The organism is Azospirillum himalayense, from assembly GCF_042657465.1.
GTDB lineage: Bacteria > Pseudomonadota > Alphaproteobacteria > Azospirillales > Azospirillaceae > Azospirillum > Azospirillum himalayense.
In genome coordinates, this window is the sequence record NZ_JBHSLC010000041.1 from 71,315 (window position 1) to 83,010 (window position 11,696).

At 71.4% G+C, this 11,696-nt stretch carries 13 protein-coding genes and 1 pseudogene; 12 read left to right on the forward strand and 2 right to left on the reverse strand.

The annotated features are described in order from the left end of the window. The first annotated feature begins 81 nt into the window (after positions 1-81). The 12 genes and pseudogenes from ACFPMG_RS19845 (at position 82) to ACFPMG_RS19900 (ending at position 10,847) form a co-directional block, all read left to right on the forward strand. Positions 82-1,059 carry an ABC transporter permease gene (locus ACFPMG_RS19845; protein WP_376996821.1) on the forward strand — a complete coding sequence of 326 codons (978 nt, stop codon included), beginning with the start codon at positions 82-84 and terminating at the stop codon, positions 1,057-1,059. Further along, entirely contained in the window at positions 1,056-1,877 is an 822-nt protein-coding gene (locus tag ACFPMG_RS19850) for an ABC transporter permease (protein ID WP_376996822.1), read from the forward strand. Before ACFPMG_RS19845 ends, ACFPMG_RS19850 begins: the two co-directional genes overlap by 4 nt. Further along, positions 1,874-2,749: an ABC transporter ATP-binding protein gene (locus ACFPMG_RS19855; protein ID WP_376996824.1), complete on the forward strand. Its 876-nt coding sequence runs from the start codon at positions 1,874-1,876 to the stop codon at positions 2,747-2,749. Before ACFPMG_RS19850 ends, ACFPMG_RS19855 begins: the two co-directional genes overlap by 4 nt. Next, complete coding sequence (locus tag ACFPMG_RS19860; RefSeq protein WP_376996826.1) at positions 2,743-3,744, forward strand: ABC transporter ATP-binding protein; 1,002 nt, start codon at positions 2,743-2,745, stop codon at positions 3,742-3,744. Before ACFPMG_RS19855 ends, ACFPMG_RS19860 begins: the two co-directional genes overlap by 7 nt. Beyond that, positions 3,741-5,345, forward strand: coding sequence for an ABC transporter substrate-binding protein (locus tag ACFPMG_RS19865; protein WP_376996828.1), 1,605 nt, complete (start codon positions 3,741-3,743; stop codon positions 5,343-5,345). Before ACFPMG_RS19860 ends, ACFPMG_RS19865 begins: the two co-directional genes overlap by 4 nt. After that, entirely contained in the window at positions 5,342-6,442 is a 1,101-nt protein-coding gene (locus ACFPMG_RS19870) for a ketopantoate reductase family protein (RefSeq protein WP_376996830.1), read from the forward strand. Before ACFPMG_RS19865 ends, ACFPMG_RS19870 begins: the two co-directional genes overlap by 4 nt. Before the next feature lie 16 nt (positions 6,443-6,458). Next, positions 6,459-7,184, forward strand: a complete 726-nt coding sequence (locus ACFPMG_RS19875; RefSeq protein ID WP_376996831.1) for an RraA family protein — start codon at positions 6,459-6,461, stop codon at positions 7,182-7,184. 276 nt (positions 7,185-7,460) lie between these two features. Beyond that, positions 7,461-8,133: pseudogene (locus tag ACFPMG_RS19880) on the forward strand (ABC transporter substrate-binding protein); the annotation flags it as partial. A 63-nt stretch (positions 8,134-8,196) separates the two neighbouring features. Next, positions 8,197-8,742: an ABC transporter substrate-binding protein gene (locus ACFPMG_RS19885; RefSeq protein WP_376996833.1), complete on the forward strand. Its 546-nt coding sequence runs from the start codon at positions 8,197-8,199 to the stop codon at positions 8,740-8,742. 79 nt (positions 8,743-8,821) lie between these two features. Further along, the gene (locus tag ACFPMG_RS19890; protein WP_376996835.1) at positions 8,822-9,655 is read left to right on the forward strand and encodes an amidase; all 834 of its coding nucleotides are present in this window, start codon (positions 8,822-8,824) and stop codon (positions 9,653-9,655) included. Positions 9,656-9,706: 51 nt separating this feature from the next. Continuing rightward, complete coding sequence (locus ACFPMG_RS19895; protein WP_376996837.1) at positions 9,707-10,087, forward strand: hypothetical protein; 381 nt, start codon at positions 9,707-9,709, stop codon at positions 10,085-10,087. Next, complete coding sequence (locus tag ACFPMG_RS19900) at positions 9,972-10,847, forward strand: ABC transporter permease (protein WP_376996843.1); 876 nt, start codon at positions 9,972-9,974, stop codon at positions 10,845-10,847. The genes ACFPMG_RS19895 and ACFPMG_RS19900 overlap by 116 nt, the downstream gene beginning before the upstream one ends. 161 nt (positions 10,848-11,008) lie before the next feature. Here the strand turns inward: ACFPMG_RS19900 and ACFPMG_RS19905 are convergent, their stop codons facing one another. Continuing rightward, positions 11,009-11,134, reverse strand: a complete 126-nt coding sequence (locus tag ACFPMG_RS19905) for a hypothetical protein (RefSeq protein WP_376996838.1) — start codon at positions 11,132-11,134, stop codon at positions 11,009-11,011. A 129-nt stretch (positions 11,135-11,263) separates the two neighbouring features. Next, a partial coding sequence (locus ACFPMG_RS19910) for a cysteine hydrolase family protein (RefSeq protein ID WP_376996839.1) occupies positions 11,264-11,696 on the reverse strand: 433 nt, incomplete at its 5' end.

Genomic DNA, 11,696 nt, shown 5'->3' on the forward strand with positions numbered 1-11,696 from the left:
TAAATTACAAATCAAGCGACAATCTGTTCGTCCGATTTTCCAATTCCGAAAATGTGCAAAAGCACCCCCAGAGCTGCAACCATGACGTTATTCGCTTTCATGCTGCGGCGGACGCTCGCGGCCGCGCCGATGGTCGTCCTCATGATCGTCGTGAACTTCCTGCTGCTGAAGGCGGTCCCCGGCGATCTGGTCGATGTGATGGCCGGTGAAAGCGGGATCGCCACGGCGGAGCAGATGGCCGACCTGCGCGCACGGTTCGGGCTGGACCGCTCGGCGCTCGACCAGTTCCAGGCCTATCTGTCCCAACTCCTGCGGTTCGATCTGGGCTTCTCCTTCCGCTACAACCGGCCCATCGCCGACCTCGTTCTGGAGCGGCTGCCGGCGACGGCGCTGCTCGTCACCGTGGCGGTTCTGGCGGCGGTGGCCGTCGGCGTGGCGGCGGGGGTCCTGGCCGGGCGCCGTCCGGGGGGCCGCTTCGACCGGGCGGTGTCCGTCCTGTCCTCCCTGATCTTCGCCGTGCCGTCCTTCTGGATCGGGCTTGTCGGCATCGTGCTGTTCGCCGTCCAGCTGCGCTGGCTGCCCATCGGCGGCTACGCCACGGTGGGCGCGCCGGGCGTCGGCTGGCCGCACGCGGTGGACGTCGCCGCCCATCTCGTGCTTCCCGCCGCCACGCTGGGGCTGGGCTACGCGGCCCTCTACGCGCGGGTCACGCGGGCCGCGGTGATCGAGACGAGCCGGCTGGATTTCGTGCGCACCGCGCGGGCCAAGGGCATTTCCGAAACGCGGGTGACCCTGCGGCACATCCTGCGCAACGCGCTGCTTCCTGTGGTGACTCTGAGCGGCCTGAAGCTCGGCTCGATGCTGGGCGGGGCGGTGGTGGTGGAGACGGTGTTCTCCTGGCCCGGCCTGGGCCGCCTCGCCTTCGAGGCGGTGGCCGACCGCGACGTGAACCTGCTGCTCAGCCTCTTCCTCTGCAATTCCCTCCTGGTGATCGTCATGGGCATCCTTGTCGACGTCTCCTACGCCGCGCTCGACCCGCGGATCGAGGTGACGGCGTGAGCGCGCGTTTTTCCTTGTCCACGCTGCGGCTGGGGGTGCTCTGCGTGGCGTCGCTCGCCCTGCTGGCCGCCGCCGCCGGCCTGCTGCGGCCGGGCGATCCCATGGCGATGACCGGGCCGCGCGGCCTGTGGCCGCTGACCGACGGCGCCTTTCCGCTCGGCACCGACCAGCTCGGGCGGGACGTGGCGGCGCAGCTCCTGTTCGGGGCGCGGGTGTCGCTGGCGGTCGGCGTCGGGGCCGCTGCGGTGGCGACGCTGATCGGCGTCGGATTGGGCGCCGTGGCGGGCTACTTCGGCGGGGTGGCGGACCATCTGCTGTCGCGGCTGTGCGACTATGTCCAGACGCTGCCGTCCTTCCTGCTGTCGATGGTGCTGGTCGCCGTGCTGGCGCCGTCCATCGGCAGCGTGATGCTCGCCATCGGCCTGACCTCCTGGCCGGAGATCGCCCGGCTGACGCGGGCGGAGGTGCTGCGGATCCGCAACGCCGACTGGGTGCTGGCGGCGCGGACGATGGGGCTGGGCCACGGCCACATCCTGCTGAACCACGTGCTGCCCAACGGCATCGCCCCCGTGGTGGCGATGATCGCCGCGGTGGTCGCCCACGCCGTGCTGGTGGAGGCGGCGCTGGCCTTCCTCGGCCTCGGCGACCCGAACCTCGTGTCCTGGGGGGCGATGATCGGCAACGCTCGGCCGCTGCTGCGCACGCTGTGGTACCTGATGGCGCTGCCCGGCCTCGCCATCTTCGCCACGGTGATGGCCTTCACCCTGCTGGGCAACGGCCTGTCGGAGCGGCTCGATCCGCGGGGGGCGGCGCGATGACAGTGAGCGAACCGCTGATCGCGGTGCGCGACCTGTCGATCGCCTTTGCGGGCACCAGGGCGGTGGACGGCCTCTCCTTCACCGTGAAGGCGGGCGAGGTGACGGCGCTGGTCGGGGAAAGCGGCAGCGGCAAGACGGTCACCGGCCTGTCCATCGCCGGGCTGGCCCCGCCGGAGGCGCGGATCACCGGCCGCGTGACCCTGGCCGGCGCGGACATCCTCGGCCGGACGCCCCGCCAGCGGCGCCTGGCCGGGCATCCCGCGGTGTCGATGGTCTTCCAGGACCCGCAGGCGGCGCTCAACCCCGTCCTGACCATCGGCGACCAGATCGTCGAGGCGGTGCGCGCCGACGGGCGGACCGGCGCCCGCGCCGCCGCCGCCCGCGCGCTGGAGCTGCTCGATCTGGTGCGCATCCCCGAACCGGGGCGCCGCTTCTCCGAGTACCCGCACCGCCTGTCGGGCGGGATGCGCCAGCGGGTGGTGATCGCCCTGGCGCTCGCCGCGTCGCCGGTCGCGCTGGTCGCCGACGAGCCGACGACGGCGCTCGACGTCACCATCCAGGCGCAGATCCTCCAGCTTCTCATCCGCCTGAAGGACGAGCTTGGCATGGCGCTTCTGCTCATCACCCACGACCTGGGCGTGGTGGCCGAAGCGGCGGACCGCGTCCTGCTGATGCGCGACGGGCGCCTGCTGGAGGACCGCGACGTGCGCGACTTCTTCAATGGTCCCCGCCACCCCTACGGCCGCGCCCTGCTGGCCGCGCGGCCGGGCCGCCGGACGCGCGGGGAACCCCGGCCGCGCCTCGCCGACACCTCGGTTTCCGATAGGGCGGTGCCTTTTGTGATCTCCGGGGAAGGGGGCGGCGCGTGCTGACCATCGAAAAGCTCCGCGTCACCCACCGGACGCGCAACGGCACCGTCCACGCGGTGGACGGGGTGGACCTCACCCTGCGGCGCGGCGAGACGCTGGGGCTGGTCGGGGAGTCCGGCTGCGGGAAATCCACCCTGGCGCGGGCGGTGATGCGCCTGACCGCCCCGGCGTCGGGCCGCATTCTCCTCGACGGAACCGACGTGACGCGGCTGACGGGGAGGGCGGCGGCGCCCTTCACCACCAGGGTCCAGATGGTCTTCCAGGACCCCGCCGCCTCGCTCGATCCCCGCTACACGGTGGCGCGGGCCATCGCCGAACCGCTGCTGCCCACCGTCCGCGACGCCGCAGAGCGGGCGCGGCGGGTGGCGGCGCTGATGGACGACGTCGGGCTGGCCCGCGCGCTGGCCGACCGCTTCCCGCACCAGCTCTCCGGTGGGCAGAGGCAGCGCGTGGCCATCGCCCGCGCCATCGCGCCCCGGCCCGACGTCGTGGTCCTCGACGAACCGGTTTCGGCGCTCGACGTGTCGCTGCAGGCCCAGGTGCTGAACCTGCTGGTCGATCTCCAGGAGCGGCACGGGCTGGCCTACCTGTTCATCGGCCACGACATCGGCGTCATCCGCCACATGGCCGACCGGGTGGCCGTGATGTATCTCGGGCGGGTGGTCGAGATCGGCGATTGGTCCGACGTGGTGGACGAGCCCGCCCATCCCTACACCCGCGCGCTGATGGCCTCGGCCCCCGCCGCCCACCCGGACGCGGGCCGCGCTGCGACCAGGACCGTCCTGGCGGGCGAACTGCCCAGCCCCTTCGCGCCGCCGCCGGGCTGCGCCTTCCACACCCGCTGCCCGCTCGCCGTCGAGCGCTGCCGGCGCGAGGCGCCCGCCCTGCGCGACGCCGCCGACGGCCGCCGCGTCGCCTGCCATCTGGCCCCGGCGCGATCGGCCGAAACGAATCCGACCGAAGCCAACACCCTTCGTCCCCTGAGGAGACTTCCGTGATCCCTATCGAACGCCGTTCCTTCCTCGCCCTGACCCTTGGGGCCTCCGTTCTCGCCACCGGGGCGGGGCGCGCCTTGGCCGCGGCGGGGCCGGTGAAGGGGGGGACGCTGATCGCGGTCATCAACCCGGAACCCCCGATCCTCACCAACACCGTCAACAACCACTTCAGCGTCAACGTGGTGTCGCCCAACATCTACGACGGGCTGCTGAGCTACGATCAGCAGATGAACCCGATCCCCGCCCTGGCGGAGCGGTTCGAGGTGTCGCCCGACAAGCTGTCCATCACCTTCCACCTGCGCGAGGGCGTCACCTGGCACGACGGCACGCCCTTCACCTCCCGGGACGTGGCCTACAGCGTTCTGGAGCTGTGGAAGAAGCACCACCCGCGCGGCCGCACCACCTTCGGCGACGTGACGGCGGTGGAGACGCCGGACGCTTCGACGGCGGTGCTGCGCCTGTCCCGCCCCTCGGCGATCATCCTGAACGCATTGTCCGCCGCGGAATCGCAGGTGCTTCCCGCCCACCTCTACGAGAACACCGACGCCCGCACCAACCCGCGCAACATCAACCCGGTCGGCACCGGCCCCTTCCGTTTCGTGGAGTGGAAGCGCGGCGAATACATCGCCTTCGAGCGCAACCCCACCTACTGGGACGCCGGCAAGCCTTATGTGGACCGCCTGATCTTCCGCATCATCCCCGACGCGGCGTCGCGCGCCGCGGCCTTCGAAACCGGGGAGGTGGTCTACGGCCCCTTCGACCCGATCCCGCTGGCCGACGCGGCCCGCCTGCGCGCCAACCCCGAGCTGGCGCTGACCACCGCCGGCTATCAATGGCTGTCGCCCTTCTTCACCTTCGAATTCAACGTCAAATCCAAGATCGCCGGCGATGTGCGGGTCCGCCGGGCCATCGCCCACGCCATCGACCGCAAGGGGCTGATTGAGGCCGCCTGGTACGGCTTCGGCACCCCGGCGACCGGCCCGATTCCGCATTACCAGAAATCCTACACCAGGGACGTGGCCGGCTATCCCTTCGACCCCGCGGCGGCGGAACGGCTGCTCGACGAGGCGGGCTACAAACGCGGCGCCGACGGCGTCCGCTTCGCGCTGTGGCACGACTATTCCAACGACACCGAATCCCAGCAGAACACCGCGGAGTTCCTGCGCCAGAACCTGAAGGCGGTCGGCATCGACCTGAAACTGCGCGCCGCCGACCTGCCGACCTATTACAAGCGGGTCTACACCAACTACGACTACGACACCCGCTCCGGCCAGTTCTCGGCGATGATCGACCCGTCGCTGGGGCTCTACCGGCTCTACGCCACCAGCTCCATCGCGCCGGGCGTGCCGAACACCAACGGCGCCCAGTATTCCAACCCCGAACTGGATGCGGTGATCGAAACCGCGTTGCGCGAATCCGATCCGGCCAAGCGGACGGAGGCGTTCCACGCCTGGCAGCGCATCGCCATGACCGACCTGCCGAACATCCCGCTGTTCGAACTGGAGCGCGTCACGCTGCACAACCGCCGGGTCAAGGGGCTGGAGGACCGGCCCGACGCCGCCTTCTCCTCGCTGAAGAACCTGTGGCTGGAGGGCGGGGCGTGACGGAAGCCACCGCTCCGGTCCGACCACGCATCACCGTCCTGGGGGCCGGCGCGGTCGGCGGCTACATCGGCGCCCGCCTGTTCGCGGAGGGCGAGGACGTGACGCTGGTCGACGGCTGGGCGGAGCATGTGGCGGCGGTCGCCCGCTCCGGCCTCGCCATCACCGGCGCGCGGGCGGAGGAGGACGAGACCGTGCGCGTCCCGATCCTGCCGGAAGACCGGCTGGCCGACCTCGGCCCCGTCGACATCGCCATCGTCGCCGTCAAGTCCTGGGACACCCGGCGGGTGGCGGAACTGCTCCGCCCCCGGCTGGCCCCCGGCGGCTTCGTCGTCTCGGCCCAGAACGGCCTGAACGAACCGGTGATCGCGGAGATCGTCGGCGGGGACCGCGTCGTCGGGCTGATCGCCGCGCGCATCGGGGTCGAACTCGACCGCGCCGGACGCATCCTGCGGCGGGTGTCGCGCGGCAGTCCGGGCATCCCGGTCTTCCGGATCGGCGAGCCCGACGGGCGGACGACGCCACGGATCGAAGCGTTGCGCGATCTCGTCGCCAAAGTGGATTCCGTGACGGTGACCGGCAACCTGACCGGCGAGCGCTGGTCGAAGCTGGCGGCCAACGCCATGCGCAACGGCCTGTCCGCGGCGACCGGCCTGCCGATCGACGCGATGGATCGCAACCCGCTGCTGCGCCGCTTCGGCATCCGGCTGGCCGGAGAGGCGGTGCTGATCGGCGAGCGGCTCGGCCTGCGGCTGGAGGGGATCGGCGGCACGCCCGCCGCCCTGTTTGCCCGCGCGGCGGAGGGCGACCGCGCTGTGCTGGCCCGGGTGGAGGAGGCGCTCCTGGCCTCCGCCGTCTCCAGCAAGGGCGCCGGGCAGCGTCCTTCCATGGGGCAGGACATCCTCAAGGGCCGGCGGACCGAGGTCGAGGAGATCTACGGGCCGGTCCTCGCCCGCGCTGAGGACACCGGAGTCGACGCCTGGGCGAACCGGCGGGTGCGCGACGCCGTGCGTCGCATCGAGAGCGGGGCGGCGCGTCCGGACCCCGCCTTTTTCCAACTGGACCCCTTCGGCGACACCACGACCGAAGCCCGTGACTGAGAAGGACCGACCGAGCATGAGCAACCGACCCGATACCAGCCGACCCGACTTCGACTTTCCCCGCCCCACCCCGGCCCAGATCGCCGCCTTCCAGGGGGTGACCGCCGCCACCGCGCACGAGGCCCAGGGCCGCCGCGGCGCGCTCGATTCCGTGATCAAGCCGTTGCGGCCCGGCTTCCGCATCCTGGGGCCGGCCTTTCCCGCGCAGGGGCAGCCAGGCGACAACCTGACCGCCCATGCGGCCATCTCCTTCGCCCGTCCCGGCGACGTCATCGTCTATTCCGCCGGTGGTTTCATCGATGGCGCGTCCTTCGGCGACAATATGGCCACGGCGGCGCTCGCCCGCGGCCTGGGCGGCGTGGTGATCGACGGTGCCGTCCGCGACGCCGCGGAACTGGGCAAGCTGGATCTTCCGGTCTTCGCGCGCGGGATCAGCCTGAGGTCGCGCGGCGACAAGGCGCGGCTCGGCCCGCTCGCCCAGGCGGTCGAGGTGGGGGGAATCCGGGTCGAACCCGGCGACCTGATCATCGGCGACGACGACGGCGTGGTGGTGATCCCGTTGGCCGATCTCGACGAGGTGGCCCGCGTCTCGCGCGAGAAGGAGGCGAAGGAGGAGGAGTTCCGCAGCCGGTTCCGCGCCGGCGGCGCCACGACCTGGGACCTGTTCGGCGCCGGGATTCTGGCGAAGAGCGGCTACCGGCTGGCCTTCACCGAAAGCGGGGCCGACATCGTTCCGGTGTAAGGACGGGCAGGGGGCAAGACAGCGAAAGGACGTTGCGCGTCGGAACGGGGCCTGCCCGCCCTGTCCGGCGCGCCGCGATTCCTGCTCTTGACGCCTGCATGCGCATGTTCATCCGAGCACAAACGCTGTTCAATTTTGGACGATTGCGCGAACTCAACAAGCAAATAGGATGAATAAAAATGATTTAGCGAAGTAACATGGTGATTGGATGCCCCCGGTGGTCCCGTCACACCTGCCGTGGAGAGACTCATGGATCGCCGTACCTTCCTGGGTGCGATGGCCGGGCTGGTGCCCGCCGCCGCCTTCACCCGCACCGCTGCCTTCGCCCAGAGCAACCCCGCGGCCTCCTCCGGCTCCCGCCCGCTCCCCATCGGGGCGACCTCGGCTCCGAACTCGCTCGACCCCCATTTCTACCAGTCGCCGACCAACAACCAGACGCTGCGGCAGATCTTCGACCCGCTGGTGACGGAGGATGCGACCGGAACGTTGCGCCCCCTGCTGGCCGAATCCTGGCGGGCGCTGGACGAGACCACCTGGGAATTCAAGCTGCGTCCGGGAATCCGCTTCCACGACGGCACACCGCTGACGCCGGACGACATCGCCTTCACCATCGAGCGAGTGCCCAACGTCCCGAACAGCCCCGGCTCCTTCGTGCCCTACGTGCGCAACGTCGCGGCGGTGGAGGTGATCGACGACCGCAGCTTCCGCATCCGCAGCAAGACGCCGAACCCCTTCCTCGACCGCGACTTCACGAACCTCTACATCCTGTCGCGCAAGCTCCACGCGGGCGCCGAGACGGCGGATTTCACCTCGGGCAAGCTCGCCGTCGGCACCGGGGCCTTCCGCTACGCCGGCTTCACCGTCGGCCAGCAGATCGAGCTGGAGCCCAACCCCGCCTATTGGGGACGGACGCCGGGCTGGAGCCGCATCCGCACCCGCTTCATCCCCGACGCCGGGGCGCGCCGCCCCGCCGCCCGCCCCGGACCGGCTGCCCAACCGCGCGCCCATCGCCGTGGACGTTGCCCGCGCCAAGCGGCTGCTGGCGGAGGCCGGCTATCCCGACGGCTTCAAGCTGACCATCCACGGGCCGAGCGGCTTCTTCACCGGCGACGTCGCGGTGCTCCAGGCCATCGCCCAGGGCTTCTCGCGCATCGGTGTGGAGACCAAGGTGGAGACGCTGCCCATCGCCACCTTCTTCTCCCGCGCCACCAACCGGGAGTTCGCCCTGTTCCTGACCACCTACGCCACCACCAACAGCGCGGAGCTGCTGCGGCAGGTGGTGCTGACCAAGAACCAGGACACCGGGGCCGGCCCCTTCAACCGCCAGCGCTATTCCAACCCCAAGCTGGACGCGCCGCTGCTGGCGGCGCTCGGCGACTTCGACGCCGAGCGGCGGGTTGCCCGCATCCGCGACGCGCTGGCCGCGCTGGAGAAGGACGTGGGCGTCATCCCGGTCTTCTACCCGCGCTTCAACCGGGCGGGGCGCAAGGGCTACGTGCGCTTCGTTCCCGGCAACGCCTTCGGCCACACCAACGCCGTCTTCGCCGAGCCGGTCTGAGGAATCCCGCCATGTCCCTGTTTTCCGACTATCAGGCCCACGACGCGGTGGGCCTCGCCGCCTCGTCCGGCGCCGCGAAGTGTCCCCGGTCGAGTTGCTGGAGTCCGCCCTGGCCCGGCTGGAGGCGGTCAACCCGCTCATCAACGCCGTCGTCGACCGCTTCGCCGAGGAGGCCTTCGCCCAGGCCCGGAGCCTGACGGGGGAGGAGCCGCTGGCCTGCGAGACAGCCCTCGCCCTGTTCGGCCCCACCCGCAACCCGTGGAACCGGGAGCGCAGTGTCGGCGGCTCCTCCGGCGGGGCGGCGGTGGCGGCGGGCATCGTGCCGGCGGCCCACGCCACCGACGGCGGCGGCTCCATCCGCATCCCCTCCTCCAACACCGGCACCTTCGGGCTGAAGCCGACGCGCGGGCGCAACCCCTTCGGTCCCGACCTGGGGGAGGGCTGGAACGGCCTGTCGGTCCACCACGCGATCACCCGCTCGGTGCGCGACAGCGCTGCCCTGCTCGACGCCACCCACGGGCCGGAGCCGGGTGATCCCTACGCCGCGCCGCGCTTCGACGGGCGCTACCTCGACCTCGTGGAGCGCGATCCAGCGCCGCTGCGCGTCGCCTTCCAGACCGTGGACCATGAGGGGCGCGCCGTCGATCCCGCCGCCGCCAAGGCGGTGACCGACGCGGCGGCGCTTCTGGAGTCGCTCGGCCACCGGGTGGAGGAGGCCAGCCCCGGCGTGGACGGCGCCGCGCTGAAACGGGCGACGCGCATCATCGTCGCCTCCAACATCGCCAACGTCCTGCGCGCCCGCGAAGAGGCGCTGGGCCGGCCCATCGAGCCGGACGAGCTGGAGCCGATCACCCGCCTGTGGGCCGGGGAGTCCGCCCGCTACAGCGGCGCCGACCTCGCCCGGTCCATCTAGACGATCCACGGCCTGTCGCGCCTGTTCGGGCGCTTCTTCCAGGGTTACGACGTGCTGCTGACCCCGACCTTCGCCGCCCCGCCGCTGCCCATCGGAACGGTGGACATGCAGAGCACGGATCTCGACGGCTATTACGAGACGCTGCGCCGCTACAGCGCCTTCACCTCCGTCTACAACAGCGCCGGCATCCCGGCGGCCAGCGTTCCCTTCGCGCTCGCGGACGGGCTGCCGGTCGGCGCAGGCCGCCCTGGTGGTGCTGGCGATGACGGTGCTCGTCTTCGTCGGCCTTCATGTCGCGGGCAACCCGGTGGACATCCTGGTCCCGCCCGAGGCCGACGCGGCGGAGCGGGCGCGCATCGCCGCGTCCTTCGGTTTGGACCAGCCGTTGTGGCGGCAATACCTGCTGTTCGTGGCGCGTGCGCTCCAGGGTGATCTGGGGCGCAGCTTCATCTACAACCAGCCGGCCCTGGCGCTGGTGGTCGAACGGCTGCCGGCGACGCTGGAGCTGTCGCTGGCAGCCCTGGTCCTGGCCGCCGGGCTGGGAATCGGCCTTGGCCTCTACGCCGGGCTGCGCCCGCGCGCGGCGGCGGCGCGGCTGATCATGGCGGGCAGCGTGGTCGGGCTGAGCCTGCCCGGCTTCTGGGTCGGGCTGATGCTGGTGATCGGCTTCTCGGTGCGGCTCGGCTGGCTGCCCAGCTCGGGGCGGGGGGAGACGGTGGCGGTGCTGGGGGTGGGCTGGTCCTTCCTGACCGCCGACGGGCTGGCCCATCTGATCCTGCCCGCCGCCAACCTCGCCTTGTTCAAGCTGGCGCTGATCCTGCGGCTGACCCGCGCCGGGGTGCGGGAGGTGGTGCATCTCGATTACGTCCGCTTCGCCCGCGCGCGCGGGCTGGCCCCGTCGCGGGTGGTCGGGGTGCACATCCTGCGCACCATCCTGATTCCCATCGTCACGGTGATCGGGCTGGAATTCTGTTCCACCGTCGCCTTCTCCATGGCGACGGAGAGCATCTTCGCCTGGCCCGGCATGGGGCGGCTGATGGTGGAGAGCATCCATGTCCTCGACCGGCCGGTGATCGTCGCCTATCTGGTCGCGGTGGTCCTGCTGTTCGTCGCGGTGAACCTGCTGGCCGACATCCTCTACCGGCTGCTCGACCCGCGCGTCGGCACCGCCGGGGCGGGAGGTGCGGCATGAGCAGCCTCGCCGAACCGTCCCCGTCGCAGCCCTTATCACCAATGCGCGTCCTGTGGCGCGATTTCGCCGCCTCGCGGGTGGCGCTGGGCAGCCTCGCCGGCCAGCGCCCGCCAGCCCTCCACCCGGACCAGGATGCCGATCAGGATCAGCGAGGCGAAACCTTAGCGCAGCAGCGTCAGGTAGAAGCCGTCGATGCTCGCCAACGCCGCCTTGGCCACCGGGAACATGCCGCCCCAGGAGATGGCGGTCAGCGCCAGCAGCGCGATGCCCAGCAGCACGCCGTCCACCGTGCCGCCGGTCCGCGCCTTCGCCGCGCTGCAGTTTCCACCTGATCGCCGCGCGGGCCTTCGCCCGGAACGGCGTCGCCCCCGGCACGATCATCGAGGTCGACCAGGAAAGCGCCCCGCCCGATGCCCTCACCCCCAGGCGCGGCTGTCCTTGACGACCACCGCGAAGCGGTCGGCCAGGGCGGCGAGGGTGGCGCGGTGGAGCGTCTCGGCCGGGATCACGCCGCCGGCCCCGTCCGGCAGGTCGCGGGTGGCGCTGGCCGCGTCCACCACCGTGGTCCGCCAACCGAGGTCGAGGGCGGCGCGCACCGTGCTGCTGACGCACATGTGGGTTTGGAAGCCGGCGACGATCAGCTCCTTGCGCCCGGTGGCGCGGATCAGGTCGTCGAGATCCGTCCCGGCGAAGGCGTTGGGCAGATGCTTCACCACCACCGTCTCGCCGTCCAGCGGGATCAGCGGGGCGACGATGCCGGACCGCGGGCCGTCCGGATTGAACAGGGCGCCGCCGGGCTTGCCATGATGGACGATGTGGAAGACCGGGACGCCGGCCTTGCGCGCCCGC

Coding starts and splice junctions, on each gene's coding strand:
- ACFPMG_RS19845 (WP_376996821.1), top strand. CDS start 82: ATGACGTTATTCGCTTTCATGCTGCGGCGGACGCTCGCGGCCGCGCCG.
- ACFPMG_RS19855 (WP_376996824.1), top strand. CDS start 1,874: ATGACAGTGAGCGAACCGCTGATCGCGGTGCGCGACCTGTCGATCGCC.
- ACFPMG_RS19875 (WP_376996831.1), top strand. CDS start 6,459: ATGAGCAACCGACCCGATACCAGCCGACCCGACTTCGACTTTCCCCGC.